General features: G+C 63.7%; 24 protein-coding genes. 21 read left to right on the top strand and 3 right to left on the bottom strand.

The window, feature by feature from the left end:
* The first annotated feature begins 23 nt into the window (after positions 1-23).
* Genes J3481_RS03950 through J3481_RS03920 form a run of 7 tightly spaced genes read left to right on the top strand, consistent with a single transcriptional unit; the run spans position 24 to position 4,974 of the window.
* On the top strand, positions 24-581 hold the full coding sequence (locus tag J3481_RS03950; RefSeq protein WP_206830923.1) for a YqeG family HAD IIIA-type phosphatase: 558 nt from the start codon (positions 24-26) through the stop codon (positions 579-581).
* The gene (yqeH, locus tag J3481_RS03945) at positions 574-1,764 is read left to right on the top strand and encodes a ribosome biogenesis GTPase YqeH (protein WP_206830922.1); all 1,191 of its coding nucleotides are present in this window, start codon (positions 574-576) and stop codon (positions 1,762-1,764) included. The genes J3481_RS03950 and yqeH overlap by 8 nt, the downstream gene beginning before the upstream one ends.
* Positions 1,761-2,612: a shikimate dehydrogenase gene (gene aroE, locus J3481_RS03940; RefSeq protein ID WP_206830921.1), complete on the top strand. Its 852-nt coding sequence runs from the start codon at positions 1,761-1,763 to the stop codon at positions 2,610-2,612. Before yqeH ends, aroE begins: the two co-directional genes overlap by 4 nt.
* Positions 2,605-3,324 (top strand): nicotinate (nicotinamide) nucleotide adenylyltransferase, encoded by a 720-nt coding sequence (gene nadD / locus J3481_RS03935; RefSeq protein WP_206830920.1) that lies wholly within the window; start codon positions 2,605-2,607, stop codon positions 3,322-3,324. The genes aroE and nadD overlap by 8 nt, the downstream gene beginning before the upstream one ends.
* The gene (yqeK, locus tag J3481_RS03930) at positions 3,270-3,857 is read left to right on the top strand and encodes a bis(5'-nucleosyl)-tetraphosphatase (symmetrical) YqeK (protein WP_206830919.1); all 588 of its coding nucleotides are present in this window, start codon (positions 3,270-3,272) and stop codon (positions 3,855-3,857) included. Before nadD ends, yqeK begins: the two co-directional genes overlap by 55 nt.
* A 29-nt stretch (positions 3,858-3,886) precedes the next feature.
* Positions 3,887-4,240, top strand: coding sequence for a ribosome silencing factor (rsfS, locus tag J3481_RS03925; RefSeq protein ID WP_206830918.1), 354 nt, complete (start codon positions 3,887-3,889; stop codon positions 4,238-4,240).
* Positions 4,241-4,242: 2 nt separating this feature from the next.
* Positions 4,243-4,974 (top strand): class I SAM-dependent DNA methyltransferase, encoded by a 732-nt coding sequence (locus J3481_RS03920; protein WP_236011106.1) that lies wholly within the window; start codon positions 4,243-4,245, stop codon positions 4,972-4,974.
* A gap of 17 nt (positions 4,975-4,991) precedes the next feature.
* Here the strand turns inward: J3481_RS03920 and mntR are convergent, their stop codons facing one another.
* Positions 4,992-5,408, bottom strand: a complete 417-nt coding sequence (gene mntR / locus J3481_RS03915; protein ID WP_206830943.1) for a transcriptional regulator MntR — start codon at positions 5,406-5,408, stop codon at positions 4,992-4,994.
* 226 nt (positions 5,409-5,634) lie between these two features.
* Here mntR and J3481_RS03910 point away from each other — a divergent pair, with 226 nt between their 5' ends.
* The 5 genes from J3481_RS03910 (at position 5,635) to J3481_RS03890 (ending at position 10,789) form a co-directional block, all read left to right on the top strand.
* On the top strand, positions 5,635-6,582 hold the full coding sequence (locus tag J3481_RS03910) for a ComEA family DNA-binding protein (protein ID WP_206830917.1): 948 nt from the start codon (positions 5,635-5,637) through the stop codon (positions 6,580-6,582).
* Complete coding sequence (locus J3481_RS14930; RefSeq protein WP_206830916.1) at positions 6,579-8,099, top strand: ComEC/Rec2 family competence protein; 1,521 nt, start codon at positions 6,579-6,581, stop codon at positions 8,097-8,099. The genes J3481_RS03910 and J3481_RS14930 overlap by 4 nt, the downstream gene beginning before the upstream one ends.
* A gap of 115 nt (positions 8,100-8,214) precedes the next feature.
* The gene (locus tag J3481_RS03900; RefSeq protein ID WP_236011105.1) at positions 8,215-9,396 is read left to right on the top strand and encodes an NAD(P)/FAD-dependent oxidoreductase; all 1,182 of its coding nucleotides are present in this window, start codon (positions 8,215-8,217) and stop codon (positions 9,394-9,396) included.
* 52 nt (positions 9,397-9,448) lie between these two features.
* Positions 9,449-10,468, top strand: a complete 1,020-nt coding sequence (holA, locus tag J3481_RS03895; protein ID WP_277093552.1) for a DNA polymerase III subunit delta — start codon at positions 9,449-9,451, stop codon at positions 10,466-10,468.
* Between the two features lie 18 nt (positions 10,469-10,486).
* Positions 10,487-10,789: a small, acid-soluble spore protein, alpha/beta type gene (locus J3481_RS03890; RefSeq protein WP_206830915.1), complete on the top strand. Its 303-nt coding sequence runs from the start codon at positions 10,487-10,489 to the stop codon at positions 10,787-10,789.
* Between the two features lie 16 nt (positions 10,790-10,805).
* Here the strand turns inward: J3481_RS03890 and rpsT are convergent, their stop codons facing one another.
* Positions 10,806-11,093: a 30S ribosomal protein S20 gene (gene rpsT, locus J3481_RS03885; protein ID WP_008337166.1), complete on the bottom strand. Its 288-nt coding sequence runs from the start codon at positions 11,091-11,093 to the stop codon at positions 10,806-10,808.
* Positions 11,094-11,223: 130 nt separating this feature from the next.
* Here rpsT and gpr point away from each other — a divergent pair, with 130 nt between their 5' ends.
* On the top strand, positions 11,224-12,255 hold the full coding sequence (gene gpr / locus J3481_RS03880; RefSeq protein WP_206830914.1) for a GPR endopeptidase: 1,032 nt from the start codon (positions 11,224-11,226) through the stop codon (positions 12,253-12,255).
* A 3-nt stretch (positions 12,256-12,258) separates the two neighbouring features.
* On the opposite strand, the gene J3481_RS03875 is transcribed toward gpr, so the two are convergent.
* The gene (locus J3481_RS03875) at positions 12,259-12,912 is read right to left on the bottom strand and encodes a lytic transglycosylase domain-containing protein (RefSeq protein WP_206830913.1); all 654 of its coding nucleotides are present in this window, start codon (positions 12,910-12,912) and stop codon (positions 12,259-12,261) included.
* Positions 12,913-13,102: 190 nt separating this feature from the next.
* On the opposite strand from J3481_RS03875, the gene J3481_RS03870 reads away from it, so the two are divergent.
* From J3481_RS03870 to dnaJ, 8 genes are all read left to right on the top strand, one after another.
* Complete coding sequence (locus tag J3481_RS03870; RefSeq protein ID WP_206830912.1) at positions 13,103-13,534, top strand: hypothetical protein; 432 nt, start codon at positions 13,103-13,105, stop codon at positions 13,532-13,534.
* 12 nt (positions 13,535-13,546) lie between these two features.
* Positions 13,547-14,194 (top strand): cation transporter, encoded by a 648-nt coding sequence (locus J3481_RS03865; RefSeq protein ID WP_206830911.1) that lies wholly within the window; start codon positions 13,547-13,549, stop codon positions 14,192-14,194.
* Between the two features lie 170 nt (positions 14,195-14,364).
* Positions 14,365-16,179: a translation elongation factor 4 gene (lepA, locus tag J3481_RS03860; protein ID WP_206830910.1), complete on the top strand. Its 1,815-nt coding sequence runs from the start codon at positions 14,365-14,367 to the stop codon at positions 16,177-16,179.
* Positions 16,179-17,351 (top strand): radical SAM family heme chaperone HemW, encoded by a 1,173-nt coding sequence (gene hemW / locus J3481_RS03855; protein ID WP_236011104.1) that lies wholly within the window; start codon positions 16,179-16,181, stop codon positions 17,349-17,351. Before lepA ends, hemW begins: the two co-directional genes overlap by 1 nt.
* 80 nt (positions 17,352-17,431) lie before the next feature.
* A complete protein-coding gene (hrcA, locus tag J3481_RS03850; RefSeq protein ID WP_206830908.1) occupies positions 17,432-18,466 on the top strand; it encodes a heat-inducible transcriptional repressor HrcA in 1,035 nt (344 codons plus the stop codon).
* A 15-nt stretch (positions 18,467-18,481) separates the two neighbouring features.
* Positions 18,482-19,117, top strand: a complete 636-nt coding sequence (gene grpE / locus J3481_RS03845; RefSeq protein WP_206830907.1) for a nucleotide exchange factor GrpE — start codon at positions 18,482-18,484, stop codon at positions 19,115-19,117.
* 64 nt (positions 19,118-19,181) lie between these two features.
* Entirely contained in the window at positions 19,182-21,029 is a 1,848-nt protein-coding gene (gene dnaK, locus J3481_RS03840; RefSeq protein ID WP_206830906.1) for a molecular chaperone DnaK, read from the top strand.
* A 113-nt stretch (positions 21,030-21,142) separates the two neighbouring features.
* Entirely contained in the window at positions 21,143-22,282 is a 1,140-nt protein-coding gene (dnaJ, locus tag J3481_RS03835) for a molecular chaperone DnaJ (protein WP_206830905.1), read from the top strand.
* The last annotated feature ends 35 nt before the right edge of the window (positions 22,283-22,317 follow it).

Below are 22,317 nucleotides of genomic sequence, written 5' to 3'. Positions count from 1 at the left end.
CGGACAACGAACGACGAAATTGGGTGAGAAGCTTGGCCTGGCTCTCGCGGCTCATGCCGGACGAGTACGTGGCGTCCATCTACGAGATCGATCTCGACGCCCTGTGGCGGCGGGGGATTCGCCTCATCCTGACGGACCTCGACAACACGCTGGTGCCGTGGAACCACCCCGATGTGCCGTCCGAACTCACCGCATGGTTACGCGGCGTGCATGCGCGGGGCTTTCACGTGTGCATCATCTCAAACAATGGCGAGGATCGCGTCAGGTCGTTCGCCAAGCTGTGTGGCGTTCCGGCGGTCTCGGCGGCGGGCAAGCCCAAGTCGCGCGGGTTTTTGGAGGCGCTCCGGCGATTTCAGGTTCCGCCGGAGGCCGCGGCAATGGTCGGCGATCAGCTTTTCACGGATATCCAGGGCGCGAAGCGGCTTGGGCTGTATGCCATCCTGGTGCTCCCGCAAAATCCGGTGGAGTGGTGGGGCACCAAGATCTCGCGCATGGCTGAGCGGATGGTGTTGCGGCGACTGGAGGCGCGGGGACTTAAGCGGCCCAAACCTGCCGCGGACAGGAGGCAGTTGAATGACTGAGACCCGAGTGTGTATCGGCTGCGGGGCACCGCTTCAATCGACGGACGAGCGGATGCCTGGCTTTGTACCGGAGAGCCATTTGGAGCGGGAAGATGTGCTCTGCCGGCGCTGTTTTCGCATCCGCCACTACGGCGATTTTGCGCCCATCGCCGTCGACGAAGACACCTACCAGCGACAGGTGGCGGCCATCTTTGACCGCCCGGGGCTCGTGTTGTACGTGGTCGACGTGTTCGATCTCGCCGGAAGCCTCATCCCGAGCGCCAGGCGCTTCGTCGGGTCGAGCGACGTGATCGTCGTGGTTAACAAGGTGGATCTTCTTCCGCAGGATGTGGGCTACGAGGCGCTCGCGGACTGGATCCGCGGGGAGGTGCAGGCCACGGGCGTGGAACCGGTGGACGTCGCGTTCATCAGCGCGGAGAGGCGGCGCGGGGTTGACAGGTTGGTCGATCGCGTCGCGCGGGAGACGGCGCGGCCGGTGTACGTGATCGGCATGGCCAATGTGGGCAAGTCGACGCTTCTCAACGCGATGGTCGAGCGGCTGTCGGAGCGGAAGCAGCCCTTCACGGTGTCGCGGAGACCGGGCACGACACTGGCCATGTCGCGCCTCGAGATCGAAGGCCCCTACGGGCGTGTGGAACTGTTTGACACGCCGGGACTCATGTACACGTCCCGCGTCATCGAGCGGCTGTGCGGCGACTGCTTGAAATGGGTGGTGCCGCGATCCCGCCTGCGTCCGCGCGTCTACCAATTGAACCCGGGGCAGGCGCTGTTTCTCGGCGGCTTGGTGCGCCTCGAGACCTTGGGCGGCGAGCGCCAGGGCATTGTCCTCTACGTCTCAAACGAGCTCCCGATTCACCGGACCAAGCTGGAACGGGCGGATTCGTTCTTTGCGGATCACCGATTCGACATCCTGAAGGTCCCGTGTGAGGCGTGCGCGGACGCGTTCGCCGATCGGCGCTCGTGGCTCGTGGCGGCGCCGCCACGGCGCGACGCGGATTTCTCCCTGGGGAAACGCGGCGCGGACATCGTCCTGCCGGGGCTCGGTTGGATCGCGTGGACGGGCCGAAGGACGCTCGCGCGCATTGAGGCGCCTGTGTGGCTCCCTCTTTCCATGAGGCCCAGGCTCGTCGGCGTGCTCGCGCATCGCGTGCAAAAACCTCAGGGCGGGGGGGATGCGCCGTGAAGCTGTTTGGCGTGATCGGCAAACCGGTCATGCACTCCCTGTCGCCGGCGATGATGAACGCCGCGTTTCGCGCGCAGGGCGTGGAAGCGGTGTATCTGCCGTTTCAAGTCGAACCGGGCGATCTCGTCGACGCGCTGCGCGGACTTCGCGCGATTGGCGCGGTGGGCATCAACGTGACCATTCCGCACAAGCTCGGCGTCTACGATTGGGTGGAGGCGCGCACGGAGGAGGCCGAGATGGCCCGGGCGGTGAACGTCGTGCGCTTCACGCCGACGGGCGGCGTGGGGCACAACACGGATGTCGGGGGCTGGTGGGCGTCCGTTGCGCCGTTTTTGGGCGAGGGGGCGCTCAGGGTGGCCGTCCTCGGCGCGGGCGGCAGTGTGCAGGCCATCCTGACGGCGCTCGCCAAGGAGCGGCCGGGCAGCCAGGTTTGCGTGTGTTGCCGGCGGCATGAGCAGGCCGAGCAACTCGCGGCGCGATATGCGGACTGGCTGTCCATTCGGCACGTGCCGTGGCCGGATCGGCACGAGACCATCGCTCGGGCCGATCTCGTCGTGCAGTGCACGCCCATCGGCATGTGGCCGAACGGGGAGGAGTCGCCCGTCGATTCGCCTGACTGCTTTCATGCCCAACAGGTCGTGCAGGACATTGTCTACCGACCGCTTCGCACCGCGTTCCTCCGCCAGGCGGAGGCGCGAGGGGCGAAGGTCGTGGACGGAGCCTCGATGCTCATCTGGCAGGGCGTGAAGGCGTACGAGTGGTGGCTCGACCGCGAGGCGCCGGTCGACGTGATGCGGCGCGCGGTGTACGGGGCGCTCGAGAGGGAAGAGGCGGATCGCCGTGAATGAAGAGGCCGTGTGGTATACTGATGCAAACGATGAACGGACATCCGGCGCGGCGCGCAAGTGCATCCTGCTGTTCGGGGGCACGTTCGACCCGCCCCATGTCGGCCACCTGACCATGGCTCAGATCGCGTACGAGCAGGTGGGCGCCGACGAGGTGTGGTGGATGCCGGCGGCGAGGCCGCCGCACAAGGCCGAGATCGACGAGGACACGTTTGCGTGGCGGTTTCGCATGGTGGAGGCGCTCATCGGCGACAGGAGACACATGCGCGTCACGGATGTGGAAAATCGCTTGCCGAAGCCGTCGTATACGGTCGATACCCTGCGCGCGCTCATCGCGTGGTATCCGGCGCTCGAATTTCTGTTTCTGCTGGGTGCGGACAGCCTGCAACACTTGCCGGACTGGCACGGCGCGGAGGAACTCTGCGAGATGGTGCGCTTTGTCGTCGCTCGTAGGCCCGGCTACGACTTCGACACGGCCGCCGCGACGGCTCGCGCCAGGCTTCCTCGCATTCGCATGGACGTGATCGAGATGCCCATGCTCGACGTGTCGTCGACTTGGGTGAGAGACCGGCTGGATCGCCACCTCGACGTGTGCGGCCTTGTGCCCGATCCCGTGCTTGCGATCTGGCGCCAAGGCCCGAAAGGGGGCATCGGACGGGGATGGACCGGGGGAACATCATCCATGATCTTCGGCAGCGCCTCGCCCAGTCGTTGACGCCCACGCGCTATCGGCACGTGCTCGGAGTCGTCCAGACGGCCGTGCAACTCGCCGAACGCTTCGGCGCGCCGGTGCTGGATGCCGAGCTGGCCGCATGGCTGCACGATCTCGCCAGGGAGTGGCCGGACGAGAGGCTCCTTGCCTACGCGCGCGATCGCCATCTCGACGTGCCGGCAGAATGGCTCGAGGCGCCCATCCTGTTGCACGGTCCGGTTGCGGCCGACGTCGCTCGCGTAGAATACGGTGTGGAAGACGCCGCCGTGCTGGATGCGGTGTACTACCATACCACGGGCAAGCCCCGTATGGGGAAGCTCGAGATGGTGCTGTTTGTCGCTGACGCCGTCGAACCGTCGCGCGACTATCCCGGCGTCGATCGGATACGCGCGCTCGCCGAGACGGATCTGACCGCCGCTGCGCTTGCGAGCCTGGAATCGACGCTCAGGTACGCGCTTGACCGCGGCTTTGTCATCGATCTCACGACCGTGAATGCCCGCAACGAGCTGTTGATGCGCACGCGCAGAGAATCGTGACCTTTGCTGAACTCGAGGGAGGCATGTGCATGAATCCAAACGTCGAGCAAATCGCTCGCCGAGCTGCGACGGCCTGCTTGGACAAGAAGGCCACCGACGTCGTGGTCATGAACGTCCAGGAGCTTACACCCGTGGCGGATTACTTTGTCATCTGTTCCGCGAGCTCTCGACCGCAGGTCGAAGCCGTGGCCAAGGCGGTCCGCGACGATCTCGCGGAGCTTGGGGTCAACTGCCGCGGCGTGGAAGGGCTGGACGAGGGGCGCTGGGTGTTGCTCGACTTTGGCGATGTGGTGGTGCATGTGTTTCGCCCTGAGGAGCGGGAGTTTTACCATCTCGAGCGCCTCTGGGGCGACGCCGAGTGGATTCCCATCGAGGCGAATTGAGGATGACGATGGCGTACGAGTGTCTCGCCGAATTCTACGACGAACTGATGGGCGATGCGCTGTACGAAGATTGGCAGCGGGCGCTCGCCCCTCGCCTTTCCTCCGTCCGCGTCGCCGTCGATCTCGGCTGCGGCACCGGGAGGATGGCGGCTTGGCTGGCGGAGCGCGCGGAGCGCGTGTATGCCGTGGATCGCTCCCCGGAAATGCTCGCCGTTGCCTTCGATGCTTGGGGGCATCTGGACAACGTGCGCTTTCTCGAATCGGATCTGTGCGATCTCGCCTTGCCTGAGGCCGCCGATTTCGCCCTCGCGTCGACCGACGTGCTGAATTACATCTTGACGCGCGATGCCTTGGAACGGGTGCTCCTCAACGTACGAGCGTGTGTGCGCCCGGGTGGCCGCTGGGCGCTCGACACGTTGGGACCCCGACGGCTTAAGACCTTGCGCCACGGCGCTTGGCATGACGTGCGCGATGACCTCGTCCTTCTGCACGAGACCGAGGTTGAAAACGAAACCATTCGTCATCACGTGTGTGGGTTTGTCGCGATGGGCGAAGGAGACGAGCCCTTGTATCGCCGCTTCGAAGAGGAGCACGTGCAACGCTATTGGGATGCCGATTTTCTCACCGGCGAGTTCCACCGAACGGGTTGGAACGTCTTGCAGGTGAGCGGCGATTTCGGCGAGTGTCCCGTGGAGCAGGCCGATCGCCTGGTGTGGATGCTCGAACGGCGGTGACGACCTGTCCCGAGGGATCAAGGCGTCGGCCGTTCGTTCGCTTGCTCGCGAAAGGCGAGAAAGGAAGACAGCACGTCGGGGTGCGATTGCAGGAACATCACGAGCGACTGCAGCGCCTCCAGCGTGGCCGGACTGACGTGATGTTCGATGCCCTCGACGTCTTTTTGCAGCGTATCCTCCTGAACGCCGAGCATGCGCAGAAAATCCGCCAACATGGCGTGGCGCTCTTTCATGAGGCGGCCCATTTTGTGCCCTCTTGCCGTGAGCACAATGCCGCGGTATTTCTCATAGCTCACGTACTCGTTTTCGTCGAGCTTTTGCAGCATCTTGGTCACGGAGCTCGGCTGTACGGCCAGGGAGTTGGCGATGTCCGAGACGCGCGCATACCCCTTTTCGTGGATGAGCTCGTAGATCTTCTCCAGGTAGTCTTCCATGCTGGGCGTCAACACCGCGTTCGACCTCCCCATACCGTTGCCTCGATTGTACACGACCCCGGAAAGGCTCGGCAACGCCTCTCTCCTCTCAGGCAACATATTCACGTCGCTGCGGCCATTCTACATCCCTCTCCTAAGTCGTCACGAACTGATCGCGTTGCAAACAGGTGTTCGTCAAGTGGCCATCGAATCCGTGGGACATGGACGTCGATGGGGAGGGATCCAGATGGAGAACGAGATTCGTGAGACCGGGTGCCCGCACCGCGCCGCTCATGCGGAGGGAGACTGGCGCGGAGACACTTGGGAGGAAGTGTTTCAGAGTGGATGGGAGGCGTGCGGCGCTGCTTCTCCGGGATGGACAGGCGCGCAATCGGCGGCCGAGTCTTGGCGCGGGCAGAAGCGGTTGCCCATTGTCGCCAGACTGCGCGCCTGGTCGCGTTATGCCCGCGTGGTGCTCCTGATCGGGGCCGCCGTTGGGGCCGCCTGGTTTGGATCGCGTCAGGTGACGACGGGTGCATCCGCCAATGAATCGGTCTCCTCGGTGCCTGCGTCTTCAGGGCTGCATGGCGAACTCGCAGGGACGAACGCCGATTCGGGCGCGGCAGCCACGTTGCAGGTGGATGTCCACGGGGATGTCCGGCGGCCTGGGCTCGTCACGTTGCAAGAAGGGGCGCGCGTGCGGGACGCGGTGCGTGCCGCGGGCGGATTCGTGCATGCCGCCGATGCGGAGGACGTGAATCAGGCCGCTCTCGTGTGGGATGGCGAAGAAATTGATATTCCCGCGGCCACGACGCCATCTTCCGCTTCGCAGCAGGCAGATGCGCAGGGAACGGAGCCGCTGGCGGCGCCGGCGAGGGACGCGGAAGCGGAAAGCCAGGCTGCCTTGACTTCGAGCGCGAGCCGGGAGGTTCGCACGCGCAAATCTGCCGTCAGTTCGGGGCAAAAAATCGACATCAATACGGCAGATGTAGAGACGCTCGAGACGCTGCCCGGTGTCGGTCCCAAACGAGCGGCGGCCATCGTCGCGTATCGGCAAGCGCACGGTCCCTTCCCTGATCTGGAGAGCCTCCGGCACGTGAAGGGGATTGGCGCGAAGACCTTGGCCAAGTGGCGAGATCTCATCACCTTCGGCGGAGTCGGCCAGGCTTCCGATGCGGGACATCGCGAGCCGTGACACGTCCGCGCCTTCACGCGTGCGCGATTGCGGCGTTCCTCGTCGCCGAGTGGCCGCGATACGTCTGGGGGTGGCGAGCGGCGTGCCTGGCGGCGGCGATGGCCATACTTGCGGCAGCAGCGGGGTCTTTTCTCTTTCGTCGTGACAGCCGGCTGTTGTCCGTCACGGCGGCCAGCCTCGGCTGTGGTCTCGCCACCGGGACCCTGTGGGCGATGTTTCAGCCGGCACATCCGTCCGCGCCGCCTGGCGTGCGGGCCGTGATCGCCGGCAAAGTGCAGAGTGTGAAATCGGTGCGCGGGAGAACCGAGATCATGCTTGCCGTGCGCCGCGACGGCCGGGACGGCCATCCGTGCCACTACGAGGCGATGGTGTTTGTGGAAGGGAGCTCCCACGTCGAAGCCGGACAATGGTTGGAGGCAAGCGGCACGTTCGTGGTGGCGGATCGCGCGCCTTCCGCGCTCGACGTGCTGTCGCCGCTCCAACGGTTTGAAGGCCGTGTGCGCGCGCTCGACGTCCCCCCCGATGTCGGCGAGCGCATCACGTCCTGGATGGATTCAAGCATGGAGCGCATGTCTGACGCTCGCGGCGGGGAGCTGATTCATCTTGCGCTGTCGATGGTGTTCGGCGACACGCAGGGCGACCTGCCCTCCAGCGTCTCGTCCGACTTTTTGGCCGCTGGGGTGACGCACCTGTTGGTGGCCAGCGGTTCCAACGTCGGATTTGCGCTCGACATGGCGGCCATCCCGTGGGGGGCCCTGTTGGGGCGCGCATGGAAACGCGGTCGGCGCGCGGCCTACGGGGTGTATGCGCTTTGCGTGGTCTGGGGATTCGCGCTTCTCTGCGGACTTCAACTTGCCGTTTTGCGCGCGGCTTGTGGCGCCTCGTATGCCATCGCGGCGAGCATGTGCGGCCGACGGGTGCACGGCTACACGGTGCTCTGGGCGTCGGCCGGCATGGCGGGTGTGTTGGACCCGGGGGATTTGCTGACGCCGAGCATGCTCTTGTCGTTTTACGCCGCCTTCGCGGTCTGTGAAGCGGAGGCGCTGTGGCGGCGAATGCATCCGAAGCGCATGGACGAAGGAAGGGAGTCGTCTTCTCGTTCATGGCTGGTCCGGGCCGGGATGCCGCTCGTGCGCGGGTTGGTCACCACTGCGGTGGTGGATGCCTACATGGTGCCGGTGCTGTGGTGGATGTTCCGCCAATGGACGCCGTACGCCGCCATTTCCACGGCCATCCTCGAGCCCTCCGTGGAGATGCTCCTGCCTGTTTTGGTCCTGTGGAGCGTTTCGGCGGCGATGGCGCGCGCATGGCCCGTAGCTTTCCTCATCTGGTGTGCGCATGGGATGAGCGATGTTGGGTGCGGAGCCATGTCCGCGGTGTTGTGGTTTGTCCACCGTGTCGCTTCTTGGCGGGGCAGCCTGCAGTCGCTGGCTCCTTTGTCTCTCGAAGGCGCTTGCGCGATGGTGTCAGGGCTCGTGTTGATCGCCCACGCACGCGTTCCATCCCGTCGCCGATGAGTGGATTTCGACCACCGTTGTGCTATGATTGTGCGATGGAAGTGTTCGGTCCGGCATGGCGCGATCGGACATGACAAAGAAAGACGAAGCAAACTGGGAACTGGAGAGGACGCACATGAGCAAAATTGTGATTGCTGGCGCGGGCTACGCAGGCATGATGGCGGCGGCCTATCTGGACAGGCAGGGGATCCCGTTCACGCTCGTCAACAACCACGATTACCATTACCTCACGATTTTGTTGCACGAGGTGGCGGGCGGCCGGGATGTCGGCGACAAGTACAAAATCCCCATCAAGGAAGTCCTGAGAAACGATTCGTCTGAGCTCGTGGTGGCGACCGTCACCGGCATCGATCGGGAGCGGCGCGTCCTGAAGACCTCCGAAGGAGAGATTGCGTATGATTACCTCATCTACGCGCTCGGTTGGGTGTCGGAGTACTTCGGGATCAAGGGGCTGCAGGAGTACAGCCTGAGCATCACGAATCTGGACTCCGCGGTGCAAATTCGCCGTCATATCGATGAACAGTTCAGGCTGTACAAGCAGGACGGCGACGAGCGCCACCTGCGCATCGCGCTCGGGGGAGCGGGTCTCACGGGCATCGAGCTGATGGGAGAACTCCTCGAATATCTGCCCAAGTTGTGCAGGGAACTGGACATCCCTTGGGAGAAGGTCGACGTCCAGTGCATTGAGGCCATGCCGACCATCCTGCCCATGGTGGCGGAGCACCTGCGCCCATATGTCGTCGAGACCATCACCCGGCGCGGCGGGAAACTCCGCACGAACGCCAAGATCAACGAGGTGACGGAGGGTGTCATTCACCTCGACGGCGGCGAGAAGGTCGAGGCGGGCACCATTGTGTGGACCGGCGGTGTGCGCGCCAATCCCATCCTGAGCGAGGCCGGCTTCACCGTGGATCGGCGCGGGCGCGCCAAGGTGAACGCATACCTGCAGTCGGTCGACGACGAACAGATCTTCATCGCCGGCGACAGTGCGTGGGCGGAGGACGAAAACGGAAGGCCTTATCCGCCGACGGCACAGAATGCCGAGCAGATGGGGCCGCTTGCGGCGAAGAACATTTTGCTGCGGGAGCGGCGCCGCGAGATGCTTCCGTTCAAGCCTCGCGATTGGGGCACCCTCTGCTCTTTGGGTTCGGAGGTCGGCGTCGGAAGCTTCCTTGGCGTGCCCATCAAGGGCGTGATGGGAGCTTTGGCGAAGGAAGGAAGCAAGGCGAAGTACCTCTGGGAGCTGGGCGGCCTGCGACTGACCGGCAATCACGCGAAGGAAGTCGTGCGCATCTGAGTTTCCGCATCCAGTCACGCCTCCCGGATCGGGTATACTCGATCCGGGAGGCGTGTTGCGTTTGGATATCTTCGAGGCCATCGATCGTGGGATCCACAAGGATCCGGCTCCGGTTTACCTCCTGTATGGGAGCGAATCGGGGCTCTTTGAGTGGTTTTGCGACGAGTTGATGCGGAATCATCCTTTTTCTTCGATTCTCCGCTTTGATTATCAGGAGGATGGGTTTGAACCGGCCGAGATCGAGCTGTGTTCGTACTCTCTGTTCGGGGACAGGCCGCTCGTGCACGTGCGCAACGCGACGGCGTTCACGGCCGACGGCAAGTCGGGCTCCGACGCGGATCGGCTGGCCGCCTATTTGGAGCATCCGGTGACCGACCGCACGCTGGTGCTCTCCGTTCCCGCCGACAAGCTGGACGATCGCCGCCGGGTGACGAAACTCGCGAAGCGCCACACGGTGGTGTCGTGCTCGACGCCCAGCCGTGAGCGCGACGCGCTCGCCCGACTTGAGCGCCTGGCACAATCGAAAGGCGTGGCTATCGACCGCGAGGCGCTGGAGGAACTTTGGCGCCGCACGCAGTCGTTGACGCTCGCCATGAACGAATTCGTGAAGCTACGCACCTTCGCGGGCGGATCGCCGATTGTGCGCGATCACGTCGTCGAATTGGTCCCCGCGGTGGCGGAGGACAGCGTGTTCAGCTGGATCGATTGGGCGGTTCAGGGTCAGGTCGCGCGCGTCTTCGATGCTTTGGAGGGTCTTCTGCGCCAGGGCTACGACACGTTTTCGCTCATCGCCCTTTTGGCCCGTCAGGTTCGCTTGATGGCCTTGGCGAAGGGAGCCATCAACCTGGATCAGCGGGCCAAGGAGCTCGGCGTACATCCGTATGCGCTTCGGACGGCCGCGAAACAGTCCGCTCGCGTTTCCGACAAACAGCTGGCGAAGCTTGTGCGCGTGCTCGCGGATGCGGAGTGGGACGTGAAGCGCGGGAGGCTCGCGCCGGATGTGGCGCTCGATCTCGTCCTCATGGAGCTTGCGAACGCGGTGAGTACGTCGCCGGCCAAGCGGGCACAGTAGCGGAAGGAGGCGATGTACATGGAGGAAAGCGGTGTGCCGAAGGTCAACGTCATCGGCCCGGACGGCAAGATCCGTCAGGTGCCGTGGACAGTGCCCGAAAAGCCCTCCGCCGCCAAACTTGTGGCGGATCGATTGGGCGTGGGCTACGCCGAGGGGGAGGAGAATGGCCAGCTCACGTCCAAGCAGGCCGGCGAAATCGGCGGTCACTTGGGCGGCCCCATGGTCGCCAAGCTCGTGGCGTTGGCCAAGCGCGATCTCGCCCATGGCCACGTGGAACAGCTGATTCAAAAACAAAAAGCGACTCCCGAGAGTCGCCTTTGAGGAAATCGACACATCATCAAGCCTGCTGAGCCTGCTTTTCGTTCAACAGCGCGTTGAAGCGCTTCGCGAGGCGGGATTTCTTGCGCGCGGCCGTGTTGCGGTGGATCACGCCCTTGGTCACTGCCTTGTCCAAAGCGCGGAGCGCCGTGCGGAGACGAGCCTGCGCTTCCTCCACGTCCTGAGCCGCGAACGCCGCTTCAAACTTGCGGATATGCGTGCGCAGAGCCGACTTGATGGAACGGTTGCGCAGCGTGTTGCGCTTCGTGATCAACACCCGCTTCTTCGCGGATTTGATGTTGGCCATGATGTCACCTCGCTTCTCACAACTCGCCGACGCATCGGCATGGAAACCGGGCCGGGCGGCAATCTACAGACGACAGAGAGTGTAACACATCCTCGGGGAGTACCGCAACAGACGAAGAGGAGGGGGATGGATGCTCATTTCGTGGGACTCTGCTCGCAAGGTGCGCCTCAAACCGCGCCACTTGCCCATATCGAAGTCGTCCCCGCGCACGGATCTCGCGGTGGAGGCGAGAGAGCTCGCCCTGAAGGAAGGCCAGATTCGAGGCGTGGAAGAGGATCGGGAGGAGCATGAAGGTGTTGTGGTCACGCGAGTTCGCGTGCGCACCGAACTCGCCGCGCGGCGCCTTGGGAAGCGCAAAGGCACGTATGTCACCATCGAGGCGCCCGGGATGCGCCGCCGCGATTTTGATTTGGAGGACAGGCTTACGAGGATTCTCGCCGAGGAGTTGAAGCGCCTTCTGCCCGCGAGAGCCGGCACGGCGCTCGTCGTCGGCCTTGGGAACGAACACGTGACGGCAGACGCGCTCGGGCCCATGGTGGTGAATCGCCTGTTCGTGACGCGCCACCTGTTCACCTACATGCCCGAGGTGTTGGGCGACGGCGAAGGCTACCGCTCGATCGCGGCGCTCGCTCCCGGGGTGCTCGGCCTCACGGGCATCGAGACGAGCGAAGTGGTCATGGGCGTCGTAGAGCGAATCAAGCCCGATGTCGTGATCGCGGTTGACGCCTTGGCGGCGCGATCGCTCGAGCGCCTGCACCGGACCATTCAACTGTCGGACGCCGGGATCCAGCCCGGCGCGGGGGTGGGCAATCACCGCAAAGCTATCGATCGCGAGACGCTCGGCGTACCCGTCATCGCCATCGGCGTACCGACCGTCGTCGATGCAGCCACCATCGCGAGCGACGCCATCGAACTCGTGTTTCGAGAACTGGGGCGCCAAGCGCCGGGCAACGCCGCCAATCGGCTCTTCGACAAGCTCACGGGCCCGGAGAAGTGGCAGTTGGTGCGCGAGGTTCTCGAGCCCGTCGAGCAGAATCTCGTCGTGGCGCCCAAGGAAGTGGACGAGTTCATGGAGAACGTCGCGTACGTGATCGCCAAGAGCATGAATGTGGCCCTCCATCCGGCCATGACCTTCGAGGACGCCGACCTGGTGACGCACTGACCATCACAGGCCGGCCTTGTCCAAAACGGCGCGCACGTACGCTTGCGTCTCGGGATACGGAGGCACGCCGCCGTAGGCGTCCACCGCCTCCGGTCCCGCGTTGTACGCGGCGAGTGCAAGCGCGACGTTGCCCTGATACCGCGCCAGGAGGTCGGCGAGATAGTGAGCTCCCGCGTCCACGTTCTCGGCCGGATCGTACGGCTGCCTGGCGCCGTACGCCGCCGCCGTGGCGGGCATGAGCTGCATCAGGCCGATGGCGCCCGCCGGGGACGTGGCGTTCGGGTTGCCCCCCGACTCTTGCTGGATCACGGCCTCAAGCAGCCCTTCGGGCACCCCGTATTTGGCCGCCGCCTGGCGGACGATCTCGTCGAGACGGAATGTCTGGCCTTCCGTTCCTTCCGACGGGTCGGCGCTGTCCCAGGCGATCCAGGCGGGCCAGAGCGCCGCATCGGGCGCGCCGCCGGCGGCCACCGATTCCTGAGGTTGAGCAGAAAGCGCAGAGGAAGGCGTTGCCGCGAGCGCCTCGGCGTAGAGGGCGAGCGCGTCCGCGAACGATTGACGGGCGTCGGGTGCGCTTCCTGACTCAGGGCTCGGGGCGGACGCATACGACACGCCCGTCGAGGACACGGGCCAGACCACCAAATCCCCGTTGAACATCGGAAGCCTCCCTTCCGGATCTCTCCCCATCTTGGATTCCGCCGTTCCAACCATTCGTCATCCACAGCTCGAGCTCCTGCAACTCTCACGTCTCTACCTCAGGCATAAGTTTGGACAAATGCGCGTAGGCTGTAGAGGACAGCGATTCAAACGCGAGTTCTACAATTCTACGCGAAGGAAGGAAGCGCACATGAAGACCTCGTGGCAGCACGCGCGGCGGCGGTTGAAGCAGGGGCTCGCCGTCGCCATCTTCCTCGCCCTACTTCTGGGCGCGAGTGGCACCGTATTTAGCGTCGTGTCCTCGTTCATGAGCCATCTCGGCGCAAGCGCCCCGCCGGAGACAGCCGTCGGCTCGACGACGAGCGTCTCCGGCTCGGAGCCAGGCGTCGTCATCTGGCCCAGCGGCAATGCCGCTCAGGCGCCTGCCGTGGAATACTCGAATCCCGCGCCGACCTGGACCGCGTCGGGGAACGGCCCTTCGCCTGATCCCGAGGACGCCGCCAACAGCGCCCTTGCAGCCGCCATGGACACCGGCGGCGTCTACGTCGGCGAAAAGGTCAGTCACGTGTTCGGATCCGTGCTCAAGAGCGTGCTGAATGCGCTCTTCCTCAATACGAATTGACCGGAGGTCGCGATGCAATCCCTGCGCGAGAAGCGCCTGCGCGGCGCGCTGGAGTTGGAACTGTTGTCGGTGGGCTGGATCACGTGTGAAGCGGTGTTCTCGGCCGTCGCGGCTTACCGGGCGGGCAGTCTCGCTCTGTCGGCGTTCAGCGTGGACAGCGCCATCGAACTGGTGAGCGCTATGCTCCTCGTGGTTCGGCTGTACGTGGAGATTCACACGGGCGCGAGCATGGATCGACGCCATCCCGTCGAGCGGTGGACAAGCGGATTCGTCGCCGTGTGCCTGTTTGCACTGGCCGCGTATGTGGCGGTCAAATCCGGTCAGGCCATTCGCGTTCAGGAAGGCCCGTCGGTCACGTGGCTAGGGCTTGCCGTGGCGCTGGCCTCGAGCGCGATCACGCCCTGGCTCGCCGTGGAGAAGTTGCGCTACGGACAGCTCCTCGACAGTCCTGCGCTCTGCGGAGACGCCATGTGTTCCTTCACTTGCGGCTATATGTCATGGACGCTGCTCGCAGGCGTCGCCATGAACGATCTCTTTCACTGGTGGTGGGTCGATCCGCTGGCCGCCTGCGGCATCCTGTACTTCGTCGTGAAAGAGGGGTGGGAGTCGTTCAGCGCGTTTGCGTCGGGAGGCGAGCACACCCATTCCCACCTTCACTGATTTTTGTCGCATCGCCGTCTGCATCCGTGATGCCGCGGGTCCGTGGCGAGGAACCGCCGCCCGTGCTATACTCTTTCATATGAAATCGGCAGGCCGCGCACCGGGCGCGGTTTCTTTTGTGCTGGCGGCCTGCTTCGTGTAGGACGGGCGCGCGCGGTGCACCGAGGAGGATGAACGTGGCAAGGGGCGAACGTCAGGAGCACATCAGAAACTTTTCGATCATCGCACATATCGATCACGGCAAATCCACGCTCGCAGACCGCATTCTGGAGTTCACAGGCGCAGTCAGCCAGCGCGAGATGCAGGATCAGCTGTTGGATCAGCTGGATCTCGAGCGGGAGCGAGGCATCACCATCAAGCTGCAGGCGGTGAGGCTGAACTACCGGGCGAAGGACGGCCAGGAGTACGTGCTCAACCTCATCGACACACCGGGCCACGTCGACTTCACGTATGAGGTGTCGAGATCGCTCGCGGCTTGTGAAGGTGCCTTGCTCGTGGTGGACGCGTCTCAGGGCGTGGAGGCGCAGACGCTCGCGAACGTGTATCTGGCCATCGACAACAATCTCGAGATCATCCCGGTCATCAACAAGATCGATTTGCCGAGCGCCGAGCCGGAACGGGTGAAGCAACAGATCGAGGACGTGATCGGCCTGGACGCGTCGGATGCTGTGCTTGTGTCGGCGAAGGCGGGCATCGGAATCGAGGAAGTGCTCGAGCGAGTCGTCACGCGGGTCCCGGCTCCATCGGGCGATCCCGACGCGCCCCTGAAGGCGCTGATCTTTGACTCCCACTACGACTCGTACCGGGGCGTGATCGTGTACATCCGCGTGTTTGACGGCGCCATCGAGAAGGGCATGCGGATCAAGATGATGTCGACCGACAAGGAGTTCGAGGTCGACGAGGTGGGCGTGTTCCGGCCGAAAATGACGCCGGTGGATCGCCTGGAGGCTGGCGAAGTGGGGTATTTCGCGGCCAGCATCAAGAACGTGCGCGACACGCGCGTCGGCGACACGGTGACGGACGCGTTGCGCCCGGCCGCCGAGCCGCTGCCGGGGTATCGCAAGATCAATCCGATGGTGTTCTGTGGGTTGTATCCCGTCGACTCCGCGGACTACGAGGATCTGCGCGAGGCGCTCGAAAAATTGGAGCTGAACGACGCGGCGTTGACCTATGAACCGGAGACGTCGAGCGCGCTCGGTTTCGGATTTCGCTGCGGATTTCTTGGCATGCTGCACATGGAGATTGTGCAGGAGCGCTTGGAGCGCGAATATGGGTTGACGCTCATCACCACGGCGCCGAGCGTCGTGTATCACGTGTATCGGACGGACGGGACGATGGAGGAAATCGACAACCCGAGCAAGATGCCGACGCCGGACAAAATCGAGCGGATCGAGGAGCCATTCGTGCGCGCCACCATCTTCGCGCCCAAGGAATACGTGGGCAACATCATGGAACTGTGCCAAGAAAAGCGCGGCCAGTTTCGGGACATGCAGTACCTCGACGACACGCGCACAACCATCGTGTACGATCTGCCGCTCGCCGAGATCGTGTACGACTTCTTCGATCGGCTGAAGTCGTCCACGAAGGGATACGCGTCGCTCGATTACGAATTCATCGGCTACCGGCCGTCCAACTTGGTGAAACTCGACATCCTGTTGAACGGCGAAGTCGTGGACGCGCTCTCGTTCATCGTGCACAAGGATAAGGCGTACGAGCGCGGCCGGATCGTCTGCGAAAAACTCAAGGAGATCATTCCGCGGCAGTTGTTTGAGGTGCCCATTCAGGCGGCCATCGGCAGCCGGGTCATCGCGCGGGAGACGATTCGGGCGATGCGCAAGAACGTGCTCGCCAAGTGTTACGGTGGCGACATCACGCGCAAGCGGAAGCTGTTGGAGAAACAAAAGGAAGGCAAGAAGCGGATGAAGCAGGTCGGGCGCGTCGAGGTGCCGCAGGAGGCGTTCATGGCCGTGCTGAAGATGGAGTGATGCCTGTGGAGGATCGGGAGGAGCGACGCGCGCCGCAGTCCCTGTACGTGCACATCCCGTTTTGCAAGAGCCGCTGCTTCTACTGCGACTTCACGACGTTCGTGAAGTCCCCTGCCGCCATGGAGGCGTATGTGGACGCCCTCATCGCGGAATGGGATCTGATGGAGCCTCAGGAGGCGCCGCTTGTGACCGTCTACTTCGGCGGAGGGACGCCGACTTTGCTCAGCGCGCCGCTCTTGGATCGCGTGCTGTCCGCCTTGCGCAGGCGCTTCGACCTCAGCGAGGACGCCGAGATCACGTTCGAATCGAATCCGGACTCCATCACCCGGGAAAAGTTGCGCGTGCTTCGCGATCACGGCGTCAACCGCGTCTCGTTTGGCGCCCAGGCGTTTCAAGATCACCTGCTGCAGGCCATCGGGCGGGCGCATCTGCGCGATGCCATTGAGGAGGCGGTGTGGTCAGCCTGTGATCTCGGCTTTCGCCACCTGAACGTCGATCTCATGTTCGGATTGCCGGATCAGACGCTGGACGACGTGGACGAAAGTATCGACGCGGTCCTGCGCCTCCCTGTCGATCACGTCTCCGCGTATTGGCTCAAGATTGAACCGGGTACCCCGTTTGCGAAATGGCGGGAGATGGGTCTGTTGCAATTGCCGGGTGAAGACGTGGAAGCCGAGATGTACGATCTCGTGCGCGCTCGCCTTCGCGCGGCGGGGTTTGACCACTACGAAATCTCGAACTTTGCCAAGCCGGGCGGCGAGGCCCGGCATAACCTGGTGTACTGGCGCAACGAGCCGTATCTCGCGAGCGGAATCGGCGCGCATGGGTATGTCCGCGGCGAACGATATGCCATGGAGCGCAGGTTTTCCACATATCTCCAAGCCGTGCGGGAGGGGCGAAGGCCGGTCGCGTCTCGCGAGCGCGTGTCCGTGCCGGAGCGCGCCGAGGATCAGGTGATCCTCGGACTGCGTCTGGCGGAGGGTGTGGACGCGCGCCGCTTCGAAGCGCGGTTTGGCCGGCCGCTCCGGGACGTGTTCCCGGGCGTGATCGAGCGGCAATTGGCCGAGGGCTTGCTCGAACAGCGCGGACATGTGTATCGCATCCCGGACCGGTACTGGCCGGTGGCAAATGCCATCTTTGAGCAGTGGATTGGGGCGGCCGACATCCATTGACAAGGCGCAACCAGATTGATATTGTCAAGGAGAGCGGTTTAGCACTCGAGCGCCTGGAGTGCTAACAAGGAGGCGAGACCATGTTGACGCCCCGACAACAACTGATTTTGTCCGCGATCATCGAGGACTACGTCCGGATGGCGGAACCCATCGGTTCGCGGGCGCTCGCCAAACACGAAGAGATTCAATTCAGCCCAGCCACCATCCGAAATGAAATGGCGGATTTGGAGGAAATGGGCTATCTGACGCAGCCACACGCCTCGGCCGGGCGCGTTCCATCGCAGAAGGGCTACCGGTTCTATGTCGACAACCTGTTGCGCCTGGGGCAGATGGACCGCGAGACGGGCGAGTTTTTGAAATCGGTGTTCACCAAGCGCATGGACGAGGTCGAGCAGGTCGCCCGCGAGGTGGCCAACGTGCTCTCGATGCTCACGAAGCAGACGGCGATTGTGCTCGGGCCGAAGACGGACACCGAAAAATTGCGCAAGATCGAGCTCATTCCGCTCGGCGGCGGCCGAGCCATCGCCATTCTGGTGACCAACTCTGGGCACGTCGAAACGGTGCACGTTCGGTTTTCTTCGGAGATGGAGGCGGACGATGTGGAGACGCTCGTCCGCGTGCTGAATGACAAGGTGGTCGGCGTGCCCATCTCGGAGCTCCGGCGCACGCTGTACTCCGAGCTGTCCGCGGAATTGCGGCGCACCGTGGAGCGGTTTGAGGATGCGATTGCCGTCCTGAACGAGGTCTGCCACGTGCCGGAGCGCGAAGAGGCCGTCTACATCGGTGGCGCTTCCAATATGCTGGCGCAACCGGAGTTTCACGATGTCGGCAAAGCGCAGCCGATTCTCAGCCTGTTGGAGCAGAACGACTCCATTTCGCACTGGTTTCCGAAAGCTGAGGACGGCATCGAGGTGCGCATCGGCGCGGAGAACGCGGTGGTCGAGTTGCAGGACTGCACGGTGATTACCACCACGTACCGTTTGGGCGGCGTGCCGGTGGGCCATATTGGAGTGCTGGGCCCAACGCGCATGGACTACAATCGCGTCATGCAAATTCTCTCGTTCACCTCGCAGGCGTTGACGGACTTTTTGACCCGGTTCGCGTCAAGCGGGTGATCGGGCGGAGAAAGGATGTTGCTCGTGGCGGAGGATGTCGTGAAAGATCCGAACGAGGAAGAGGCGGAGGCCAAGTCGGCAGAGGCGAACGAGGAAGCGGACGAGCGTCCATCGGAAGTCGATCCGGCCGAGATCGCGGCGGAGGACGTCTCCTACCAATCGGGTGACGCCCCGGAGGAGGAAGCGGACGGGGATGCAGCCGCCGCGCAGGAGCCGGATCCGCGTGATGCGCAGATCGAGGAGTTGACGCAACAGCTGCTGCGCACGCGGGCGGATTTTGACAACTTCCGCCGGCGCACGCGACAGGAGCGCGAGGAACTCGTTCAATTCGCGACCAAAAAGCTGCTCGCCGACTTGCTTCCCGTCCTCGACAACTTTGATCGCGCGATCCAGGCGCTTGAGGGCGCGAATGAACCGCAGATCAAGCAGGGTATCGAGATGGTGCACCGCCAGTTGGTGCAAGTCCTTTACCAGTACGGGATCACCGAGATGGAAGCCGTGGGTGCGCCGTTCGATCCAGCGCTGCACGAGGCGGTCATGCAGGAGCAGGTCGAGGGTCAGGAGCCCGGTCGCGTGCTGGAGGTGCTCCAAAAAGGATATCTGTTGCACGGCAAGGTGCTGCGGCCAGCCATGGTGAAAGTCAGCGTCTGAGCCGCCAAGCCTCATGGCATGACCATGTTGCGAATACCGTCCATCATGTGGGGAGGGACGCGAAGTGGGGAAAGTTATCGGCATTGACCTCGGTACCACCAACTCTTGTGTCGCGGTGTTGGAGGGCGGCGAACCCGTCGTCATCCCGAACGCCGAAGGCAACCGGACGACGCCGTCCGTGGTGGCGTTCACCAAGGACGGGGAACGCCTCGTCGGCGACGTCGCGAAACGCCAGGCCATCACCAACCCGGACCGCACCATCATTTCTATCAAGCGGCACATGGGTACCGATTACAAGGTGACCATCGACGGGAAGTCGTACACGCCGCCTGAGATCTCCGCGATGATTCTGCAGAAACTGAAAGCCGACGCGGAGGCTTTCCTCGGTGAGCCTGTGACGCAGGCCGTGATCACCGTCCCTGCGTACTTCAGCGACAGCCAGCGCCAGGCGACGCGCGACGCCGGACGGATCGCGGGGCTCGAGGTGTTGCGCATCATCAACGAGCCGACCGCCGCGGCGCTCGCGTACGGGCTGGACAAGGAGGAAGACCAGACCATTCTGGTCTTCGACCTCGGCGGCGGCACGTTTGACGTATCCATTCTGGAATTGGGCGACGGCGTGTTCGAGGTCAAGGCGACGAGCGGGAACAACCATCTCGGCGGCGACGACTTCGACAACCGCATCATTCAATACCTGATCGACATCTTCAAGAAGGACACGGGCATCGACCTCTCCAACGACCGGATGGCCATGCAGCGGCTGAAGGACGCGGCGGAAAAGGCGAAGAAGGAGCTCTCGTCCACCTTGACGACGACCATCTCGCTGCCGTTCATCTCGGCGGACGCCACGGGTCCGAAGCATCTCGAGGTGAACCTGACGCGCGCCAAATTCGAGGAATTGACAGCCGACCTCGTCGAGGCGACGATGGGCCCCACGCGCCAGGCTCTTCAGGACGCTGGACTCACGCCGGCCGACATCGACAAGGTCATACTGGTGGGGGGTTCGACGCGCATTCCCGCCGTGCAAGAGGCCGTGAAGCGGCTGATTGGCAAGGAGCCCTCGAAGGGCGTCAACCCGGACGAAGTGGTCGCCGTGGGTGCGGCGATCCAGGCTGGCGTGCTCACGGGAGAAGTCAAAGACGTCGTGTTGCTCGACGTCACACCGCTGTCCCTCGGTATCGAGACGATGGGTGGCGTGTTCACGCGGATCATCCCTCGTAACACGACCATTCCGACCTCGAAGAGCCAGATCTTCACCACGGCGGCCGACAACCAGACGTCCGTCGAAATTCACGTGTTGCAGGGCGAGCGTGAAATGGCCGCGGACAACAAGACCCTCGGCCGGTTTACCCTGAACGACATTCCGCCCGCCCCGCGGGGGGTGCCGCAGATCGAGGTCACCTTCGACATCGATGCGAACGGCATCGTGCACGTGTCCGCCAAGGACCTCGCGACGGGCAAGTCTCAGCGCATCACCATCACCGCGTCGAGCGGCCTTTCCAAGGAAGAGGTCGAGCGGATGATGAAGGAAGCGCAGATGTACGCCGAGGAGGACAAGAAGCGGCGCGAGCAGGTGGAGGCGCGCAACCAGGCGGACCAACTCCTGTATCAGACCGACAAGTTGCTTCGCGATCTCGGCGACAAAGTCGACGCTTCTCTCAAGAGCGAGGCGGAATCCAAGCAGAAGGACCTGCGCGATGCGATGGCCGGATCGGACATCGAGGCCATCAAGGCGAAGTCGCAGGCGCTGCAGGAGACCTTGCACAAGCTGTCGACGAAGCTGTACGAGCAGGCGGCGCAATCGGCGACCGCCCAGCAGGCCGGGGCGGCGGGCGCCACAGGCACGACGGGCCAGGCTTCCGATACGGTGGTGGACGCGGATTTCCGCGAGGTGGACCCGGACAAGAAGTGATCAAGCCGCATACGATGCGATAGCTATGGATCAGGCAGGGTGATGCGCGTGACGTCGCCCTGCCCTCGTTGTAAGATGGTGTGGAGTGACGGTGGTCGTTTGGAGGGATACCGGTGAGCAAGCGAGATTATTACGAGGTTCTCGGTGTCAGCCGGTCCGCCACCCAGGACGAAATCAAAAAAGCGTATCGGAAGCTCGCGCGTCAGTATCACCCGGATGTCAACAAGAACGACCCGAATGCTCAGCAGAAATTCGCCGAGATTGCGGAGGCGTATGCCGTCCTGTCGGATCCGGAGAAGCGAGCGCGCTATGATCAGTTTGGCCACGAAGACCCCGCGCAGGGGTTTGGCGGCTTTCAAGGCCAGGCTGGGGGCCCGGGCGCTGGATTTGGCGATTTCGACCTGGGCGGCTTTGGCGACATCTTTGACATGTTCTTCGGCGGGGGCACGCGGCGCGGTCCGGTCCGCGGCCACGATCTGGAATACGAAATGGAAATCTCGTTTGAAGAGGCTGCGTTCGGCACCAACCGCGAAATTCAAGTGCCGCGGACCGAGACGTGTTCGACGTGCGGCGGTTCCGGCGCAAAGCCGGGGACCAAGCCGCGGGTCTGCCAGGCTTGCAACGGGACCGGCGAGCAGCAGACCGTCACCAGCACGCCATTTGGCCGCATGATCAACCGCAGGCCGTGTCCCGTGTGTCACGGGCGGGGGCAGGTGATCGAACACCCATGCCCGGATTGCCGCGGTCAGGGCAAGCGGCGCGTACGGCGCAGCGTGGACGTCAAGGTTCCGCCGGGCGTGGACACGGGGACGCGGCTGCGAATGGCGGGCTATGGCGAGCCGAGCCCCAACGGCGGTCCGCCCGGCGACCTGTTTGTCGTCATCCACGTGAAGCCGCACGAAGTGTTCGAGCGCGAAGGCACGAATATCTACGTCGACGTGCCGATCTCGTTTGTGCAGGCCGCCCTGGGCGATGAGATCGAAGTGCCGACGCTCGAGGGCAAGGTGAAGCTTCGCATTCCGGAGGGGACGCAGACAGGCACGACGTTCCGGCTGCGCGGCAAAGGCATCCCCAAATTGGGATCGCCGCTCGTGCGCGGGGACGAGCACATTCGCGTCCACGTCGTCACACCGACGAATCTGACGGAACGCCAAAAGGAGTTGTTCCGCCAGCTTGCGAAAGAGCTTGGCGAAGAAACGCACGAACAGCAGAGGACGTTCATGGAACGCGTCAAGGATGCGTTTCTCGGCTGATGGCTGAACAAGATCATGGTGGGGTTGACGAGGAG

The organism is Alicyclobacillus fructus (genome assembly GCF_017329605.1).
Taxonomy (GTDB): domain Bacteria; phylum Bacillota; class Bacilli; order Alicyclobacillales; family Alicyclobacillaceae; genus Alicyclobacillus; species Alicyclobacillus fructus.
The sequence above is the reverse complement of the archived record's forward strand: the minus strand, read 5'-3'. Positions and strand labels throughout refer to the sequence as shown.

What these genes read in the sequence shown, in the direction of transcription:
- yqeH (WP_206830922.1), top strand. Translation starts at nt 574, where the DNA reads ATGACTGAGACCCGAGTGTGTATCGGCTGCGGGGCACCGCTTCAATCG.
- yqeK (WP_206830919.1), top strand. Translation starts at nt 3,270, where the DNA reads ATGGACCGGGGGAACATCATCCATGATCTTCGGCAGCGCCTCGCCCAG.
- rsfS (WP_206830918.1), top strand. Translation starts at nt 3,887, where the DNA reads ATGAATCCAAACGTCGAGCAAATCGCTCGCCGAGCTGCGACGGCCTGC.
- J3481_RS03920 (WP_236011106.1), top strand. Translation starts at nt 4,243, where the DNA reads ATGACGATGGCGTACGAGTGTCTCGCCGAATTCTACGACGAACTGATG.
- mntR (WP_206830943.1), bottom strand. Translation starts at nt 5,408, where the DNA reads ATGGAAGACTACCTGGAGAAGATCTACGAGCTCATCCACGAAAAGGGG.
- J3481_RS03910 (WP_206830917.1), top strand. Translation starts at nt 5,635, where the DNA reads ATGGAGAACGAGATTCGTGAGACCGGGTGCCCGCACCGCGCCGCTCAT.
- J3481_RS03900 (WP_236011105.1), top strand. Translation starts at nt 8,215, where the DNA reads ATGAGCAAAATTGTGATTGCTGGCGCGGGCTACGCAGGCATGATGGCG.
- J3481_RS03890 (WP_206830915.1), top strand. Translation starts at nt 10,487, where the DNA reads ATGGAGGAAAGCGGTGTGCCGAAGGTCAACGTCATCGGCCCGGACGGC.
- rpsT (WP_008337166.1), bottom strand. Translation starts at nt 11,093, where the DNA reads ATGGCCAACATCAAATCCGCGAAGAAGCGGGTGTTGATCACGAAGCGC.
- gpr (WP_206830914.1), top strand. Translation starts at nt 11,224, where the DNA reads ATGCTCATTTCGTGGGACTCTGCTCGCAAGGTGCGCCTCAAACCGCGC.
- J3481_RS03875 (WP_206830913.1), bottom strand. Translation starts at nt 12,912, where the DNA reads ATGTTCAACGGGGATTTGGTGGTCTGGCCCGTGTCCTCGACGGGCGTG.
- J3481_RS03870 (WP_206830912.1), top strand. Translation starts at nt 13,103, where the DNA reads ATGAAGACCTCGTGGCAGCACGCGCGGCGGCGGTTGAAGCAGGGGCTC.
- J3481_RS03865 (WP_206830911.1), top strand. Translation starts at nt 13,547, where the DNA reads ATGCAATCCCTGCGCGAGAAGCGCCTGCGCGGCGCGCTGGAGTTGGAA.
- lepA (WP_206830910.1), top strand. Translation starts at nt 14,365, where the DNA reads ATGAACGTGGCAAGGGGCGAACGTCAGGAGCACATCAGAAACTTTTCG.
- hemW (WP_236011104.1), top strand. Translation starts at nt 16,179, where the DNA reads ATGCCTGTGGAGGATCGGGAGGAGCGACGCGCGCCGCAGTCCCTGTAC.
- hrcA (WP_206830908.1), top strand. Translation starts at nt 17,432, where the DNA reads ATGTTGACGCCCCGACAACAACTGATTTTGTCCGCGATCATCGAGGAC.
- grpE (WP_206830907.1), top strand. Translation starts at nt 18,482, where the DNA reads ATGTTGCTCGTGGCGGAGGATGTCGTGAAAGATCCGAACGAGGAAGAG.